Below are 16,025 nucleotides of genomic sequence, written 5' to 3'. Positions count from 1 at the left end.
CGCTCGATCTCACAGGCGCTGAAAAGCATTCGGCAGGCCCCTGGCAGCCCTAATTTTCCTGCACTTGCGGCTTCGCCGGTTCCTGGCGCAAGCCGGGCAGCGGCTGGTCCTTCGGCGGCCCCGGCACTGGCATCGGTGGCAACAGCGGCGCCCCCGGCTTGTTGTCATAAGCCTTGGGCGGCGTACTCGGAGTGACCTGCGGGTACGGGGTGGGCGTTGCCGTGCCGGGCGCACCGGGCACGGGCGTGTTCAAGCGCGGGGGCGTGCCTGCCGCCTGGGCCAGGGGCATGGCGGCTACAAGCAGCGCCGCGAGGATCGCATGGAACATCAGCAACCTCCTGTCGGGAACCTTCCTACAGGCTACGCCGTTATCGGCTTTTTTGCCTGTCCGCCTGACCTGCAGCGCGCTAGACTCATCGGCATAACCGTCACATGCCTGATCAGAACAAAGGAAACACCATGAGTTCGGCTTCCACGTCCGCCGCTACCGCCCGCCTCGACCGCATCCTCGCCGACGCCAAGCGCGACAAGGAGATGGGCTACCGCGACAAGGCCCTGAAGATGTACCCGCACGTCTGCGGCCGCTGCGCCCGGGAGTTCTCCGGCAAGCGTCTGAGCGAACTGACCGTGCACCACCGTGACCACAACCACGACAACAACCCCCAGGACGGCTCCAACTGGGAGCTGCTGTGCCTGTACTGCCACGACAACGAGCACTCGCGCTACACCGACCAGCAGTACTTCAGCGAAGGCTCCCTGAGCACCCCGAGCATCGCCAAGGCCACCCACAACCCGTTCGCCGCCCTGGCCGGGATGCTGAAGAAAGACTGACCGTCGAATACAGCCTATCGATACAGCCCCCGCTGCCGCCGGCGAGCCCGTATAATCGCGCCTTTTTGCGAAGGGCCCCGGCACGTGGCAAACAAACGGTACAGCTGCATCGGCCTGTTCAACCCCAAGTCTGCGGAGAACGTCGGTTCGGTGATGCGCGCAGCGGGTTGCTACGGCGTCAACTCGGTGTTCTACACCGGCAAGCGCTATGAACGCGCGCGCGATTTCGTCACCGATACCAAGCGGGTGCATTACGACATTCCGCTGATCGGCATCGACGATCTGCAGCGCATCATTCCCCTGGGTTGCACGCCGGTGGCGGTCGAGCTGGTGGACGGTGCGCGGCCGCTGCCCGAATACACCCACCCGGATCGCGCCATCTACATCTTCGGGCCGGAAGACGGCAGCCTCAGTGCCGAAGTGCGGGCGTGGTGCGAAGAGACCATCTACATACCGACCGAGGGTTGCATGAACCTGGCGGCGACGGTGAATGTGGTGCTGTATGACCGACTGGCCAAGGGGTTGAATACCCGCTCGGGACCGAAGTTCAAATAAAAAGCCGCCTTTGCGGTGTCAGCACCGGTCTTGCTCAGGTCACGAAGCGTTGATCCAGATGGTCTTCAGCTCCGTGTACTGGTCATGGGCCCAGATGGACTTGTCGCGCCCACCGAAGCCGGACTCCTTGTAACCGCCGAACGGCGTCGAGGCATCGCCTTCACCAAAGCAGTTCACCGTCACCACACCTGCGCGGATCTCCCGCGACAGGCGCAGCGCATTGCGCAGGCTGCCGGTATAGGCCGAAGCGGCCAGGCCATAGATAGTGTCGTTGGCAAGCTCGATGGCCTCGTCGAGGGTCTCGAAGCTGGTCACGCTCAGCACCGGCCCGAAGATCTCCTCGACGAACAGCTTGCTGCCGCGCGCCACGCCATCGACGATGGTCGGCTGCACGAACACGCCCTGCTCGGTCTCGCCGCCCTGCACCACATCGAGCTTTTGTTCGGCGGCGTATTCCAGGTACGACTTGACCTTCTCGAAGTGCGCCTTGCTGACCATCGCGCCCAGGCGGTTTTCCGGGTCCAGCGGGTCGCCCAGCTTCCAGTCCTTCAGGTGCTTGCCGATCAGGCCCAGCAGCTCGTCCTTGACGTCCTTGTGCACGATCAGCCGCGAGGACGCCGAGCAGTTCTCGCCCATGTTCCAGAACGCACCGGCGGTGACGAACTGCGCCACTTCATCCAGATCCTCGCAGTCGTTCATGACCACGGCTGGGTTCTTGCCCCCCAGCTCCAGGACGATGCGCTTGAGGTTGGACTCGGCCGCGTACTTGAGGAACAGGCGGCCGGTGTCGGTGGAGCCGGTGAAGCTGACCATCGGGATGTCCATGTGCCGGCCAATGGCCTCGCCCACTTCACGGCCACCGCCTGGCACCAGGTTGAACACGCCTGCCGGCACGCCGGCCTGGTGCGCCAGCTCTGCCACGCGCAGGGCGCTGAGGGTGGTTTCCTTGGCCGGCTTGACCACGATCGAGCAACCGGCGGCCAGCGATGGCGCGATCTTCCACGCCAGCATCAGCAGCGGGAAGTTCCACGGCAGCACCAGGCCGACCACACCGATGGCCTCGCGCACCACCATGGTCACGGCCGCGTTGCCGGTCGGTGCGGTGTTGTCGTAGATCTTGTCGATCAGCTCGGCATGCCAGCGAATGGTGTGAATGGTCTCCGGCACGTCGACGTTCTGGCACTCGCTGACCGGCTTGCCGCTGTCCAGCGCTTCCAGCACGGCCAGCTCGTGGGCGTTGTCTTCCAGCAACTGGGCGAACTTCAGCAGGATGTGCTTGCGCTCACCCGGTTGCAGCTTGGACCAGCTACCGGCTTCGAACTCACGCTTGGCCGCTGCCACGGCGAGGTCGACATCCTGCACGTCGCAGGCGGCGACTTCGGCCAACTGCTTGCCGGTCGCCGGGTTGGTGGTGACGAAGGTGCGGCCGGAAATGGCGTCGCGGAACTCACCGTCGATGAACGCCCTGGTCCGCAGCTGCAGTTCGGCGGCGATGGCCGCGTATTGTTCCTTGCTCAGCAATTCGGCCATTTTCAGGCACCTCCGGTGATCTGTGCGATGGAGCGCTTGAGTTCGCTGACAACGCCCTGCAGCGCTTGCTTCTCGGCAGCGTCCAGCTCGGACAGCGGCTTGCGCACGCCGCCGGTGCTCAGGCCGTTGAGGGCGACGCCGTACTTGATCGACTGGACGAACTTGCCGCCTTCGAGGAAGTCCATCAACGGCATCATGGCGCCCATGATGCGACGGGCCTTGTCAAAGTCCTTTTCCAGCACGCAGGCTTCATACAAGGCCACGTGTTCGCGCGGGATGAAGTTGGAGCCGGCGCAGACCCAGCTCTTGGCACCCCAGGCGAAGAACTCCAGGGCCTGGTCGTCCCAACCGCACGACAGCTGGATGTTCGGGCGCTGGATGGCCAGGCGGTGCAGTTGCGCCATGTCACCGGAGCTTTCCTTGATGGCGACGATGTTCTTCACGTCGGCCACGGCGTCGAAGAATGCTTCGCCCATGCTCACGCTCATGCGGCCTGGGTAGTTGTAGAGCATGATCGGCAGGTCGGCGGCGGCGTCGACGGCTTTGACGTGCAGGGCGATTTCCTGCTGGGTCGGCAGCGCGTATGGCGGGGTGCCGACCAGCAGTGCATCGGCCTTGATTTCCTTGGCGTGCTTGGCGAATGCCACGGAGTCTTCGGTACGGATCGCGCCGGTGCCGACGATCAGCGGCAGGCGACCGTTCAGCACATCCTTGGCCTGGGCGGCCAGCTCGTTGCGCTCCTGGGCGGTGTGGGCGTAGTACTCGCCGGTGGAACCACCGATGATCACACCGTGGATTTTCGATTCGACCAGGTATTCGAGGACCTCGGCAAACGCCGCCTTGTCGATCGAGCCGTCCGCAGCCAGCGGAGTGATTGCCGGGGTGTAGATGCCTTCGAATTTCACGGTAGGTTCTCCAGTGCGTTGATCAGTGTGCTAAAGGCCGTGGCGGTTCGCCGACACGGCGGGTTGTCTTGGGGTTCAGCCCAGCGAAGCCGCTTGTTGCAAGTTCAGCGAACGGGTTTCCGGGGCCAGGGCGACCGAGAAGGCCAGGCCGACGAAGGTCACGGCGGCGGCGGCATACATCGTGGCGCCGATGCCATAGCTGTCGAGGGCGATGGGCACCAGCCAGGTGCCGACCGCGGCACCGACCCGCGACATGGAAGTCCCCACGCCCACGGCGCCGGCACGGATTTCAGTGGGGAACAGTTCGTTGGGGTAGACCAGCTGCAGCACCTGGGCGCCGCCGATGAACAGCGCGTAGGCACCGAACAGCACCAGGATGAGCATCTCGTTGCCGCTGCTGAAGGCGCCCAGGCCCAGCAGTGCCAGCCCGGACCAGAAGAAGCTGTGCAGCAGCGTGGTGCGCCGGCCGACGGTGTTCAGCAGGCGGGTACCGATGATGCAACCGACCACGAACAGGCAGGTGATGGCCACCGAACCGATCGATGCCCAGTCGCCCTTGAGGTTGAGCGCGCCCAGCACCTTCGGCGCGAAGGCGTAGACGGCGAACACCGGGATCACCGAACAGGTCCAGAACATGGTGACGAACAACATGCGCTTGCCGTACCCGGAGTGCAGCAGGCTGAGGAACGACAGTTTGCGGGTCTTCGGCTCTTCAGGCAGGTTGCCCAGGGAGAAGCCGTTGCCATAGACCTGCTTGATGACCTGCTCGGCTTCGGCCGAACGGCCCTTGCTGATCAGCCAGCGCGGCGACTCGGGGGTGCCCAGGCGCAGGGTGAACAGCAGCGCGCCGATCACCGAGGCACTGGCCAGCACCAGGCGCCAGGCATCGTCGCCACCATGGCGCAGGATCGCCTCACCGACCATGTAGGCGGTGGCAGCGCCGGCGAACCACAGCACGGTCAGGGTGGCCAGGCGCGGGCCGCGGTTCTTCCTGGGCAGGAACTCCACCAGCAGCGAGGTTGCCACCGGGTATTCGATGCCCACTGCAATGCCGATGGCAAAGCGCAACAGGAACAGCGTCAGCGCCGACTCCACCCAGAGCTGGGCGATCGAAGCCAGGATGAACAAGGTCGGGCCGACGAAGAACACGCGCTTGCGGCCGAAGCGGTCGGTCAGCCAGCCGCCGAAGAAGCCGCCGAAGAAAATCCCGATCAGCGCCGAGGCGGCGATCATGCCCTGCCAGAAACTGCTCAGGTTCAGGCCGGCGGACATCTGCACCATGGCCACGCCGATGATGCTCAAGACATAGCCATCGACGAACGAGCCGCCGCCCGAGCGCACGGTGAGCAATTGGTGAAAGCGGTTGATCGGTACATCTTCAATCGAAATATTCGGACTTGTCATTATTGTTCCTGCCACTTCATCTACATGCACGTTTTCAAGGCGCGCGCGTCCGCGAAACTGAAAACAGCGTTCAGCCCCGGGTGACCGGACGACTCATCCCGATCATCAAATTCGGGCAAAGCGAGCCCGTGCCGGCCAACTTCGACCGGCGGTAAAATGTTGCGATCCTTGCTCAGCCAGCCATCAGCTTTCTTTGCCGGCGCGCAGTTGCCCCCACATCAAATTGGCATTCAAGCCCAGTGAAACCAGGGGTTGCGGTGGATTCGCGCAAGGCCCGGGGGCCTTGAGCAAAAACTCGATCAGTTCGTTCTTGTCGCCGGCCAGCCAGTCGGCCAGCAACTTGCCGGTGACGGTGCCACGGGTGACGCCAAGTCCGTTGCAGCACAGGGCGCCTACAACATTCGGCGCCAACTGGCCGAAGAAGCCCATATGGTTGCGCGACAACGCCAGGGCACCGCCCCAGGTGTATTCGAAGTTCACCCCCGGCAACATCGGGAAACGCCGGGCGAAGGACTGGCGATGGCGCTCGACGAAGCGTTCGAGGTACTTGCGATTGCTGCGCCCGTCCGGGTTGTAGCTGAAGCTGTTGCGGATCAGCAGGCGGTTGTCGACGGTGCGGCGCATGGTGGTGCCGAACGGGTCCGCCGGGATCACGCCCCAGTAGGGTTTGCCGCCCAGGCGCGCCTGTTCGTCCTCGGTCAGCGGGCGGGTGATGCTGCCGTAGGTGAACACCGGCAGCATGCGGCCCTTGAGGAAACCGAAACTCATGCCGAAGGCATTGGTGGTCAGCACCAGCTTGTTGGCCGTGATCGACCCGATGGCATGGCGCAGCACCACCTTGTCGCCATACTCGACGTCGGTGATGGGGGTATTTTCGTAGAGCGAGACGTTGCTCGGCAGGCTGTCTGCCAGGCCCTTGACCAGGGCCGAAGGCTGCAGCAGCGCGGTGCCGGGAGTGAACAGGCCCTTGCGGTAGAAGTGCGTGCCGATATGTTCAGGCAGGTCGCGCCCTTCGATCACTTCATAGGGCTGGCCGAGCTTGTCCAGGCCACGGCGATAGGCGTCCAGCACAGCGATGCCGCGGTCCTCGACGGCTGCCTGGTACTTGCCGCAATGGCGGAACTGGCACTCGATGTCGTAGCGCTCGATCAGTTCCTTGAGGTACGACTGGCCGCCCAGGTTGAGCTTGAGCACGGTCTTGGCGATGTCGAGGTCGCCGATGTAGTCCTCGGCGCCGATATCGTGGGGCAGGTCGATGGCGAAGCCGGCATTGCGCCCGGAGGTACCGAAACCAACCTCCTGGGCCTCGATCAGCACGATCTCGTCATTGGGATAGTTCGTCGCCAGCTGGCGAGCCGCCGCAAGGCCGGTGAAGCCTGCGCCGACCACCACCCAGCGCGCCTGGCTGTGGCCACTGTGGGCCGGACGCGGGGTGCGCGGCTTGCTCAGGTGGTACCAGCCACAGGTGGCATCATCGGCAGGTAACGAACTTATTCTTGTCATGACACTAACCCGGATCTTGTTGTTGACGAACGGTCAGCGCCAGCGACGCCAACCTGGAAACTCATAACTGAATCGGAACATCCAGCCCTGCCGGTGCGGCGTATTCGGCCATGCGCCGGCGCGACAGCTCGAAGTGCTCGCGCACCAGCTCCCCGGCGGCCTTCGGGTCGCGGCGCTCGATGGCGTGGATCATCTGGTCGTGTTGCGCGCAGGCGGTTTCGAGGTCGCGCTGCATGTCATCGGTGGTCGGGTGGCGGTAGAAGATCTTGCCCAGCCGGGTATGGTCGATCAGCAGGCGACGCAGGCTCGGCAGCAGGTAGTCGTTGTGCGCCATCTTGCCGATCTCCAGATGGAAGGCATCGTTGTAGAGCACGCGGTTTTCCACGTCGCGCTCCTCGATGGCCTTGCGGAAACTGGCCTGTATGCCCTTCAGCACTTCGATTTCGGCTTCGCTGGCGTAGGTGGCGGCCAGCTGGGTAGTGGCGATGTAGATCAGCGGCGCTGCGACGAAGAAGCTGTGCAGCGACTCGTGGTTCATCGCTGCCACGCGCGGGGCGCGGTTGGCTTCGAGCTCGATGTAGCCTTCGGCGGCGATCTGGCGCAGCAGTTCACGTACCGGGGGGCGGGACAGGCCGAACTCGTCGCACAGGGCCAGTTCGTCCACCACCGCGCCGGGGGCCAGTTCCATGCTCAGGATCCGGCGGCGCAGGGCTTCGGCCAGGACGGCCTTGCGGTCCGGCGGCACCTCGACATTGAGCGGTTGAACGGTGGCTTTCATGGCGGCCTTCTTGTTGGTCATAGCGCTGTGTCTACAATTTGTATAACGAATACAGGGCACTGTTAGACAATGTGTCTACAGCAATTTGGATGAACAGTTGAATCTCTGGAGCCCCCTGTTTCATTGGGCTTCAGAGCTTTCAGGGGTGAGATTAAACACCCTTGAGACTGCATTGCCAAACCGGACAGAAAACTCTCCAGACAAGACAAGGTGACTACCCGCACAAACAAAAAAGCCACCCTCGCTCGGGTGGCTTCGTGCTGTTCAGGGTCGGCTCAAGCTGCTGAACATGGTGGTGAGCAAGGCGCCGATGATCGCCGTCCAGCCGTTGGGCATGAACCCGCCCTGCTCGTCCAGCAGGCGCGACAAGCCACTCACTTCGCGCCCTGGCAGCACGCCGGCGAGCGCCGCGGCGCCGAGTGCGATGAAGGCGACGATGGCGATCACCTTGAGCATGGCGAACCAGAACTCGAACTCGCCGTACTTGGCCACGCTGAACAGGTTGGTGGCGGTCAGCAGCACGGTCATGCTCAGGGCGAACAGCCAGGCATCAATGTGCAGGAACCAGTTGTTGAGCACCACGCCGGCAGCGATGGCCTCGATGGGGATTACCAGCACCCAGAACCACCAGTACAACCAACCGATGGTGAACCCTGCCCAGCGCCCGATGGCGCGGTCGGCGTAGGTGGAGAAGGAGCCGGTATCGGGGCTGACGACGGCCATTTCCCCGAGCATGCGCATCACCAGTACCACCAGCGCGCCGGCCAGCGCATAGGCGACGATGGCCGAAGGGCCTGCCGCGGCGATGGCGTGGCCGGAGCCGATGAACAGCCCCGCACCGATCACCCCGGCGATCGAGAGCATGGTCACATGGCGTTGCTTGAAGCCTTGCGCCAGCTGATTGCCGGCGCCACTCGCGCTTGTCATTGTCATCCTGATCCCTGCTGTTCTTGTCTTTGTTGGGGACGTGAAGCTCCTGGATCGAAACCCAGCGTGGATGAGCTTCGCGCCTGGCCACGTTAATGCAGCGCAGGGCCGCTGCAGTTGCCCGGATCCGCCACAGACTTGACCAGACCTGCCATCCGCCCGGGTGAAAGTCGCAGGGCAGAGCCTTGGGCGGTTGATGCACAACCGCTCGGCATGCCAAGTGAACGGCGCCCGCCCATCACGGGTCAGCTGCTTACACACGACTAGGGAGGCTTGGCCATGCTCGATATACACACCGCTTCGGGAACTGCGGAGCACAACGTCCACGGGCTGGAGCGGGTCGGCTCGCTGGCCACAGGCGCGCTGATGTTCAGCAAGGGGCTGCGTCATGGCGGCCTGATCGGCCTGTTGCAGATGGTGGTGGGCGGCCTGGCGGTGGCACGCGGGGTCAGCGGGCACTGCTCGACCAAGGCCTGGTGGCAGCAGCATCGCCAGGAATATCACCGCTTGCGTTCGGACATCGAGCGCAGTGCGGCGGAGCTGGAGGCGTTGCAGCGCAGTGCCAAGGCGGCTACCCGAGGGGTGACAGTGACAGGTGAGTGAGGGGTTGTCTGTTCGGGCCCTATCGCCGCGGTCGTCGCCACGACAAGCCGGCTCCCACAGGAGATCACCGCGGTACCCTGTGGGAGCCGACTTGCCGGCGATAGGGCCCTTGATGCCTAGCGCAACGCCTTGCTCTGCAACACCTCGGACCGCCGCCCCAGCACATTCTCGCTGATCTGCACGAACGCCTCGGTACTCACCTTGGGCAAGCGCATCAACGCCTGGGTCACGTCATCCAGCGACCGCTTGGCCTGGGTATGGATGCGGATTTCCTTGTCCAGCGCCTGCAGCAACAACACCCCCCGCGCCACCTGCGCCGGGCTTGCCCGCTCGCCGCGCAGCTGGGTGACCTTGGCGCCCTGCTTCTGCAACCGCGCCTGCCACACCTGGTAGCGGTCATCGCTGACGCCCCCGGCACGGCGCAACAGTTCGTTGGCGTAGTAATCGGTCAGGCTCTGGCCAAGCCAGTCACTGTCGGCACTCACGTGAATCTGCGCAAACAGCTGAACCAGTTCGCGCAACAATGGGCTGCTGCCATTCTCGCTGACCATCGGCCGAGCGCTGTGCAGGTACAGCGACCCCTTCGCCGCCATCGCTCCGCGCCACATGCCATCGCGGGCACCGACCAGCAGCAGCTTCGGCGGGTTGCGCGGGAATACCGACTGCAACTGCGGCCAGACGAAGGTCAGCAAGGTCAGGTTGTCCATCCGCCGCATGCCCTGCCCCACCGGCGCGGCCACGGTCACGTCGGTTTCGCCCAGGCGTGCGCGACGGCTGCCAAGGTCGCCCGCGAGCATCCAGCCGGTCGGGCGGTCGAACAGGCGAGACACATTATCGATGCGGAACTTGTCCTTGCCGATGCGCGGCCAGGATGTTTCGATGCTTTTCCAGCCCTCGGGCAGGTCGACCGACAACCGTGCCACCAGTTCGGTGCCGTCCTGCTGGTCGAGGCGCGCAGGCGGGACCAGCTGATCGCCGAGGAACAGCGCCCAATGCGGCGTGATGCGCGAGGTATGGGCACCGCTGCGCAGTTTCTGGTCCAGTTTCACCCGGTAGCTGAGGCTGGTCTTGCCCGCGGCCGGGTGCCAGACACCCCGCTCGCCCTGCTGCTGCCACTGGCCGTCGGCCTGGAAGCCGCTGTAGGCATTGGCCTTGCCCAGGTCGAAGTCCAGGCTGCGTACCGCACTGCCCTCAGCCAGGGTCAGGCGCACTTCGGCCTGGCCGCTGGCGGGCAACAGGCGCACCTGGTAATCGAGGTCGACTTTTTTCGCCCAGGCCGGCGAACACGCTACAAGGCCCAGGCACAGCAACAGCTGGCTACGCATACCGAAACTCCTAGTTCCCCAGAGGCGACGGGGCGCACCGCTCAGCTGGCGCGAAAGATCAGGTGGTCTTCCCAGTCGTCTTCATCCACTTCATGCTCACTGAGCATACGCCCCGACTGGGAAATGCGCTGTTCATGGACTTGCTTGCGGTCACCGCAGACCAGGTGGTGCCATGCCGGCAAGTCCTTGCCCTCGCTGACCAGCCGGTAGCCACAGGTGCTCGGCAACCACTTGAACTGGTCAGCCTTGCCCGGGGTCAGCTGGATGCAATCGGGGACATGCTCGAAGCGATTGGGGTAGTCGCTGCACTGGCAGCTGTCGCGGTCCAGCAGTTTGCAGGCGATGCGTGTGTAATAGACGCTGTTGTCGTCTTCGTCCTCGAGCTTTTGCAGGCAGCACAGGCCACAGCCGTCGCACAGCGACTCCCACTCCTGCGGGTCGAGTTGTTCGAGGGTCTTGCGCCGCCAGAACGGCGCGCTGTCAGCGATCATCACACGGGTTTCCTGCATTCATACGGGGGCCGCGGCGCGCGGCGGCGCCAGTCTAGAGCCTGGCCTTCGGCAATGCCAGACCGCTTGTCAGTGGTGCAACACAGGTACCGAGAAGTTCCCTGTGGGAGCCGGCTTGCCGGCGATTGGGCCGAGCGGGGATCAATATCCCCGGGCGAAATCCACTTCCCCACGCAGCCCCTGCCCCGCCGCATAGGCCCGCACATTCTCGACGAACAACCGCACCATCGCCGCCGGCGAGGTCGGCGCCGAGCTGTGACCGGTGAGCAACAACCCCCACGCCGTCCAGAACGGATGGCGCTGCGGCAAGGGCTCCTGCCGGCAGACATCGATCACCGCGCCCGCCAGGTGCCCCTCCTTCAACGCCTCGACCAGGTCGCCATCGACCACCGCCGCGCCGCGCCCGGCATTGATGAACAGGGCGGTAGGCTGGAAGCGCCGGAACAGCGCCGCATCGTACAGGTCATGGGTGGCCGGGGTGGCCGGCAACAGGTTGAGCACATAGTCCACCTGCCCCACCAGCCGCGGCAGCTCCGCCAGCCCCGCCACCTCGACGAAGGGCGCCTGGGGGCGGGCAGTGCTGGCGATACCGTACAAGGTCACACCGAACGGCACGAGGAACTCGGCCACGCGCTGGCCGATGTCACCGGTACCGACGATCAGGACCTTGCGGCCTTCCAGGGTGCGCCCGGGGCGGTCGTCCCAGCGCCGTTCGACCTGGCTGACCAGGCGCGACAGCACCTCGCGCTCGTGGCCCAGCATGTAGGTGAGCATGTACTCGGCCATCACCTGGCCAAAGATGCCCACTGCGCGGCTCAGGCGGTAGTCACGCGGCAGGCCCTCGGCCAGCAACGGCGTGATGCCCGCCCAGGTCGACTGCATCCAGTCCGGCTTGTGGCCTTGGCGCAGCAGGCTCGCCAGCAGGTCTGGCTGGCCCAGCCAGACCTGGCATTGCCGAGCCTGCATGGCCAGTTCGGCCGAATCGCCGCTGGTCAGGATTTCCAAGTCCGGGGCCGCCTGGGCGAGCAGCTCGGCGTAATGGTCGTGGCTGTGTTCAGCGATCAGAACGCGCATGGTCAGGCAGGGTCGTTACGGCGCAGCAATTCTTCGGGCAGGTGCTCGATGTAGTCATCGTCCGGCGGCGGCATCTGCAGGTGGTAGCCCTGGTTGTCGAGGTTTTCCAGCACCTTGGCGATGTCCTCGCGTGCCAGCTTGCGCTCGGGGGTCAGTACCAGGTCGAAGGCGTGCACGGGGGTGCCGAAGTACGGCAGCAAGGCTTCGGGCACGCGCTCCAGGCCCTCGGCCTTGAGCACGTAGAGGTACATTTCATTCTTGCGGGGGCTCTTGTAGATCGAGCAGATGCGTTTCATCGGGTCTCTCCGGCGCCTGCCAGGTCATCCAGCAGGGCCTGGCCCATCCGCTCACGGCGCCAGCCGCGCAGCGAATCGGGCAGTTGATAGGGGCCATCGGGGTAGCCGCTCTTGAGCAGCGCTTCGAGGGTTTTCTTGCGCAACATCAGCTCCGGGGCAATCCCCAGGCGCTCGCCTTCGGCCTGGCCGATGGCGCGCAGGCGCTTGAGGATGCCAGAGGCTTCGATCGGCAGCGGCTCGGGCAGCACCGCCGGCCATTGCTCGGCCGGCAGGCTGGCGGCGCGCTTGATCAGTTCGATCAGGTGGGTACCGTCCTGGCGGATGGTGCGCGGGTGCATTTCTTCGATCTTGGCCAGCGCCGACAGGTTGTCCGGCTGCATCTTGGCCATGGGCCACAGCGAGTGTTCCTTGAGGATGCGGTTACGCGGCACATCGCGGCTGCGGGCCTCGCGCTCGCGCCAGACGCACAGCTCGCGCAGCACCGCCAGTTGCTGGCGACCCAGCTTCCAGGCCAACTTGACGTCGCGAAAGAGGGTCTCGGGTTCGACTTCGCGGCGCAGCGCCGCGACCAGTTCGGCGCCATCGTCCAGAACCCAGGCGTACTTGTCGTCGGACAGCCGCGGGCGCAAAGCCGAGAACAGTTCAGCCAGGTGCACGGCATCCTCGGCAGCGTAGCTGACCTGGGTGTCCGACAGCGGCCGCTGCAGCCAGTCGGAGCGGGTTTCGCCCTTGGGCAGCTCGATCGCCAGCACTTCCTGGACCAGGCGCGAATAGCCCATGGAGAAGCCCAGGTTCAGGTAACCGGCCGCCAATTGCGTGTCGAACAGCGGCTGCGGCAGCTTGCCGGTCAGGCGCAGCAGCACTTCCAGGTCCTCGCTGCAGGCATGCAGGACCTTGACCACGCCATTGTCGTCGAGCAGCTCGGCCAGCGGTTGCCAGTCATTGATCAGCAGCGGGTCGATGAGGAAAGCGCACTGGCCGTCGCCGATCTGTATCAGCCCGGCTTTCGGGTAAAAGGTGTCGACCCGCATGAATTCGGTGTCCACTGCCACGAACGGCAGCTCGCGCCACTTCCGGCAGCACTCGGCCAGGGTCTGGTCGTCACGGATCCAGTGTATTTCGATGGCCACGAGGCTCTCCCACTAACATTGGCGCGCAGTATATACGGCGCGGGCACTGTCGGTGAAACCTGGCGACCACCGCGCCTGCATGGGCTGCGTGAAGGATGGATTCAGCGCTTGGCTGCCAGCCAGGGCCGGCAGCTGGCAAACATGTCCAGCGACTGCTGGTAGACCTCGGTGCGCACCTGCAACAGGCCGAGCACCGAGTGGAACAGGTTGTCCTGCGACAGCGGCGCATCGCTGAGCTTGCCCAGGCAGTCGGTGTCCAGGCCGAAGTCTGCCTTGTAGCTGTCGGAGAACCAGGTCAGCAGGGGCACGTGTTTCTGTTGCTCCGGGGCGATGGCGTACGGGGTGCCGTGCAGGAACAGGTTGTATTCACCCAGCGACTCGCCGTGGTCGGACAGGTAGATCATCGCTGTGTCGACCTTGTCCTGCTTGCTGCGCAGGGTGTCGATCAGCGACGCCAGGACCTTGTCGGTGTAGGCCAGCGTGTTGTCGTAGCCATTGATGATTTCCTGTTCGCTGCACTGGTCCAGGGCATTGCTCTGGCACACCGGGGTAAAGCGCTCGCCGCCGCCGGGGTAGCGTTTGAAGTACTCAGGGCCGTGGCTGCCCATCTGGTGAAGTACCAGCACGGTGTCCTTGTCGAGGTTGTCGATCAACTCGCCCAGGCCCTGCAGCAGGACCTCGTCATGGCATTCGCCGCTGGCGCACAGCGCCGGGTCCTTGAGGTTGCTGACGTCGACGAACTGCACGCGATCGCAGGTGCCTTTGCACCCCGACTGGTTGTCGCGCCACTGCACGGCCAGGCCGGCGCGCTGGAGGATATCCAGCAGGCCCTCACGGTTCTTGGCGACGCGGGCGTCATAATCCTTGCGTGGCATGCCCGAGAACATGCACGGCACCGACACGGCCGTTTCAGTGCCGCACGAATGCACATCGGTAAACGCCAGCAGGCCCTGCTCCTTGGCCAGGTTCGGCGTGGTTTCACGGTCATAGCCCAGCACACTGAAATGATCTGCCCGCGCACTTTCACCCACTACCAGCACCGTCAGCGACTTGCGCTCATGGTGCTGCCAGGCGACATCGCGCCGGGCATCTTCGCCGTAAGTCTGGAAAGGCCGGGCTGCCGTGCCGACACGCTCGCTGACATAGCCGATGGAGGCGCCGACGATATTGCTCGGAGTGAGCATCAGGCGAAGTTCGTGGTGATTGCGGAACAATGACGACAGGCCCTGGTAGTTGACCAATGCCACCGAACCCAGGGCGACGACGCAGGCACCGCTGACCACCAGTTTGCCGAGCACTTCACGGTGCCAGGCACGGTAGGCGATGGGCGCTTTCCACAGCAGTATCGACGGCAATACGCCAAGTAGCAGAATATACGCGGCAAACTTGAAGGACAGCAGGTCACGCACTTCCGAAACATTGGTCTCGGCCATATTGCGGAACATGCCGGCATCGATAAGTACGCCATATTGGTTCATGAAGTAAGCAACACCGGCGCCACTCAGGAACAATATGACCAACAACGGTTTCAGCACATAGCGAAAAGCGAACAGGGTCAATATTAGGTTGAAGGCGAACAGCATCAGCGCAGCGAACGCCAGGCTCAGCCACAGCCCAGGCAGGCCGACGGGTACCACCTGCTGCAGGTGCTCCCAGAGAAATACGTTGAAGCCGATCAACAGGTACAGGCTGGCCAGCAGCGTGACCCATTCAGTCCGCAGGGATTTGAAGTTGAGCATTGACGTTCGCAATCAAGAGTTATTATCGACCCCACGGCTGACGGCACCGCGGAAAAGTAGGGGGAACTCTAGAAAGCGCACCATCAATTTTTTGTGAAAAAGACGCCAACGAATCCGTGAAACAGCGTCTTTCCCCAATTAAATAACCTTCATTCAGCTGCCATTGCGCTCGGCAGGCGAAGCTTCGCATAGGGCTCGCGGTCGATATCGAGCACCTCCACGCACAGCTGCAGGTCTACGCCGACCTGCTCCGGGATGGCTTCGCGCAACACGTCTAGCAGGCTGCGGGAGAGCTGCTGCTTCACTTCCGTCGAACGCCCGCCGAGGATCGCCAGGCGCACATGGGCAAACCCCCGTTCGCCTGGTGCGGTGCCTACGCGGTAGTGCCCGAAGGCCTGGGCACGGCTCTTGATGTCCGCCTCGTCGGCGAACTGGCCGCTGCCTACCAGGGCGTGGTTCAGACGCAGCAGCAGCACATCGACATTCAGGGCAGCCAGGTTGTCGCTGTATTCCAGGTTCAGGTGGGGCATGGCGGGGGCTCCAGGCGTGGGGGCGGGATCCGACAGCCTACCCCAGTCCCCTACCTGCGCAAAGGCGGCTATCCTCAAAGGTCAGGACCTTAACGACAACCCTGACAGAGGTGAAGAAATGCCAGTTCCGCATGATCTGCTCGCTGACTTGCACGTTACCGCTGATGCATTCCAGGCACTGATAGACAAGGACCAGGACCTTCACAAGCTGCACAAGGAATACAACGCCAAGGACAAGGAAGTGGTGGCCGCTGAAGGCAATGGCACCAACGACGAAGCCGTCAACCGGCTGCGCAAGGAGCGCCTGCTGATCAAGGACAAGATCGAACGGATCATCCATCCGCCGAAGTCCTGACGGACTTTTGCTGAATCTAACGGCCCTATCG

General features: G+C 63.9%; 17 protein-coding genes and 1 pseudogene. 4 read left to right on the top strand and 14 right to left on the bottom strand.

Annotated elements, in window-relative coordinates; genetic code table 11:
* Positions 1-49: 49 nt before the first annotated feature.
* Complete coding sequence (locus PPL01S_RS23535) at positions 50-328, bottom strand: hypothetical protein (protein ID WP_028626223.1); 279 nt, start codon at positions 326-328, stop codon at positions 50-52.
* A gap of 131 nt (positions 329-459) precedes the next feature.
* Between PPL01S_RS23535 and PPL01S_RS23530 the strand changes: the two genes are divergently transcribed.
* Both PPL01S_RS23530 and PPL01S_RS23525 read left to right on the top strand, forming a co-directional pair.
* Positions 460-831, top strand: a complete 372-nt coding sequence (locus PPL01S_RS23530; RefSeq protein ID WP_016391897.1) for a YajD family HNH nuclease — start codon at positions 460-462, stop codon at positions 829-831.
* Between the two features lie 84 nt (positions 832-915).
* A complete protein-coding gene (locus PPL01S_RS23525; protein WP_016391898.1) occupies positions 916-1,386 on the top strand; it encodes an RNA methyltransferase in 471 nt (156 codons plus the stop codon).
* A 39-nt stretch (positions 1,387-1,425) separates the two neighbouring features.
* Here the strand turns inward: PPL01S_RS23525 and PPL01S_RS23520 are convergent, their stop codons facing one another.
* From PPL01S_RS23520 to PPL01S_RS23495, 6 genes and pseudogenes are all read right to left on the bottom strand, one after another.
* Positions 1,426-2,916, bottom strand: coding sequence for an aldehyde dehydrogenase (locus PPL01S_RS23520; protein ID WP_016391899.1), 1,491 nt, complete (start codon positions 2,914-2,916; stop codon positions 1,426-1,428).
* 2 nt (positions 2,917-2,918) lie between these two features.
* Positions 2,919-3,821 carry a dihydrodipicolinate synthase family protein gene (locus PPL01S_RS23515; RefSeq protein WP_028626222.1) on the bottom strand — a complete coding sequence of 301 codons (903 nt, stop codon included), beginning with the start codon at positions 3,819-3,821 and terminating at the stop codon, positions 2,919-2,921.
* Positions 3,822-3,896: 75 nt separating this feature from the next.
* A complete protein-coding gene (locus PPL01S_RS23510; RefSeq protein WP_016391901.1) occupies positions 3,897-5,225 on the bottom strand; it encodes an MFS transporter in 1,329 nt (442 codons plus the stop codon).
* 183 nt (positions 5,226-5,408) lie between these two features.
* The gene (locus PPL01S_RS23505) at positions 5,409-6,728 is read right to left on the bottom strand and encodes an NAD(P)/FAD-dependent oxidoreductase (protein WP_016391902.1); all 1,320 of its coding nucleotides are present in this window, start codon (positions 6,726-6,728) and stop codon (positions 5,409-5,411) included.
* Positions 6,729-6,789: 61 nt separating this feature from the next.
* Positions 6,790-7,506, bottom strand: coding sequence for a GntR family transcriptional regulator (locus PPL01S_RS23500; protein WP_028626221.1), 717 nt, complete (start codon positions 7,504-7,506; stop codon positions 6,790-6,792).
* Positions 7,507-7,788: 282 nt separating this feature from the next.
* Positions 7,789-8,439: pseudogene (locus PPL01S_RS23495) on the bottom strand (amino acid permease); the annotation flags it as partial.
* Between the two features lie 273 nt (positions 8,440-8,712).
* On the opposite strand from PPL01S_RS23495, the gene PPL01S_RS23490 reads away from it, so the two are divergent.
* Positions 8,713-9,036: a YgaP-like transmembrane domain gene (locus PPL01S_RS23490; RefSeq protein ID WP_016391905.1), complete on the top strand. Its 324-nt coding sequence runs from the start codon at positions 8,713-8,715 to the stop codon at positions 9,034-9,036.
* A 116-nt stretch (positions 9,037-9,152) separates the two neighbouring features.
* On the opposite strand, the gene PPL01S_RS23485 is transcribed toward PPL01S_RS23490, so the two are convergent.
* The 7 genes from PPL01S_RS23485 to PPL01S_RS23455 all read right to left on the bottom strand — a co-directional run bounded on the left by PPL01S_RS23485 (position 9,153) and on the right by PPL01S_RS23455 (position 15,639).
* Positions 9,153-10,361 carry a hypothetical protein gene (locus PPL01S_RS23485; protein ID WP_016391906.1) on the bottom strand — a complete coding sequence of 403 codons (1,209 nt, stop codon included), beginning with the start codon at positions 10,359-10,361 and terminating at the stop codon, positions 9,153-9,155.
* A 41-nt stretch (positions 10,362-10,402) separates the two neighbouring features.
* Positions 10,403-10,852, bottom strand: coding sequence for a YcgN family cysteine cluster protein (locus PPL01S_RS23480; RefSeq protein ID WP_016391907.1), 450 nt, complete (start codon positions 10,850-10,852; stop codon positions 10,403-10,405).
* Between the two features lie 159 nt (positions 10,853-11,011).
* Positions 11,012-11,944 (bottom strand): D-2-hydroxyacid dehydrogenase, encoded by a 933-nt coding sequence (locus PPL01S_RS23475; protein WP_016391908.1) that lies wholly within the window; start codon positions 11,942-11,944, stop codon positions 11,012-11,014.
* A 2-nt stretch (positions 11,945-11,946) separates the two neighbouring features.
* Positions 11,947-12,240: a YcgL domain-containing protein gene (locus tag PPL01S_RS23470; RefSeq protein WP_016391909.1), complete on the bottom strand. Its 294-nt coding sequence runs from the start codon at positions 12,238-12,240 to the stop codon at positions 11,947-11,949.
* Positions 12,237-13,370: a ribonuclease D gene (gene rnd, locus PPL01S_RS23465; RefSeq protein ID WP_016391910.1), complete on the bottom strand. Its 1,134-nt coding sequence runs from the start codon at positions 13,368-13,370 to the stop codon at positions 12,237-12,239. Before rnd ends, PPL01S_RS23470 begins: the two co-directional genes overlap by 4 nt.
* 101 nt (positions 13,371-13,471) lie before the next feature.
* Positions 13,472-15,109 (bottom strand): phosphoethanolamine transferase, encoded by a 1,638-nt coding sequence (locus PPL01S_RS23460; protein WP_028626220.1) that lies wholly within the window; start codon positions 15,107-15,109, stop codon positions 13,472-13,474.
* A gap of 149 nt (positions 15,110-15,258) precedes the next feature.
* A complete protein-coding gene (locus tag PPL01S_RS23455) occupies positions 15,259-15,639 on the bottom strand; it encodes a 5-carboxymethyl-2-hydroxymuconate Delta-isomerase (RefSeq protein WP_016391912.1) in 381 nt (126 codons plus the stop codon).
* Between the two features lie 118 nt (positions 15,640-15,757).
* Between PPL01S_RS23455 and PPL01S_RS23450 the strand changes: the two genes are divergently transcribed.
* Positions 15,758-15,994, top strand: coding sequence for an HP1242/YdcH family protein (locus PPL01S_RS23450; protein WP_016391913.1), 237 nt, complete (start codon positions 15,758-15,760; stop codon positions 15,992-15,994).
* Positions 15,995-16,025 lie beyond the last annotated feature (31 nt).

This window comes from Pseudomonas plecoglossicida NBRC 103162 = DSM 15088 (assembly GCF_000730665.1).
GTDB lineage: Bacteria > Pseudomonadota > Gammaproteobacteria > Pseudomonadales > Pseudomonadaceae > Aquipseudomonas > Aquipseudomonas plecoglossicida.
The sequence above is the reverse complement of the archived record's forward strand: the minus strand, read 5'-3'. Positions and strand labels throughout refer to the sequence as shown.

Coding starts and splice junctions, on each gene's coding strand:
- PPL01S_RS23480 (WP_016391907.1), bottom strand. CDS start 10,852: ATGATCGCTGACAGCGCGCCGTTCTGGCGGCGCAAGACCCTCGAACAA.
- PPL01S_RS23500 (WP_028626221.1), bottom strand. CDS start 7,506: ATGAAAGCCACCGTTCAACCGCTCAATGTCGAGGTGCCGCCGGACCGC.
- PPL01S_RS23485 (WP_016391906.1), bottom strand. CDS start 10,361: ATGCGTAGCCAGCTGTTGCTGTGCCTGGGCCTTGTAGCGTGTTCGCCG.
- PPL01S_RS23455 (WP_016391912.1), bottom strand. CDS start 15,639: ATGCCCCACCTGAACCTGGAATACAGCGACAACCTGGCTGCCCTGAAT.
- PPL01S_RS23470 (WP_016391909.1), bottom strand. CDS start 12,240: ATGAAACGCATCTGCTCGATCTACAAGAGCCCCCGCAAGAATGAAATG.
- PPL01S_RS23520 (WP_016391899.1), bottom strand. CDS start 2,916: ATGGCCGAATTGCTGAGCAAGGAACAATACGCGGCCATCGCCGCCGAA.
- PPL01S_RS23450 (WP_016391913.1), top strand. CDS start 15,758: ATGCCAGTTCCGCATGATCTGCTCGCTGACTTGCACGTTACCGCTGAT.
- PPL01S_RS23510 (WP_016391901.1), bottom strand. CDS start 5,225: ATGACAAGTCCGAATATTTCGATTGAAGATGTACCGATCAACCGCTTT.
- PPL01S_RS23490 (WP_016391905.1), top strand. CDS start 8,713: ATGCTCGATATACACACCGCTTCGGGAACTGCGGAGCACAACGTCCAC.
- PPL01S_RS23530 (WP_016391897.1), top strand. CDS start 460: ATGAGTTCGGCTTCCACGTCCGCCGCTACCGCCCGCCTCGACCGCATC.
- PPL01S_RS23475 (WP_016391908.1), bottom strand. CDS start 11,944: ATGCGCGTTCTGATCGCTGAACACAGCCACGACCATTACGCCGAGCTG.
- PPL01S_RS23535 (WP_028626223.1), bottom strand. CDS start 328: ATGTTCCATGCGATCCTCGCGGCGCTGCTTGTAGCCGCCATGCCCCTG.
- PPL01S_RS23505 (WP_016391902.1), bottom strand. CDS start 6,728: ATGACAAGAATAAGTTCGTTACCTGCCGATGATGCCACCTGTGGCTGG.
- PPL01S_RS23460 (WP_028626220.1), bottom strand. CDS start 15,109: ATGCTCAACTTCAAATCCCTGCGGACTGAATGGGTCACGCTGCTGGCC.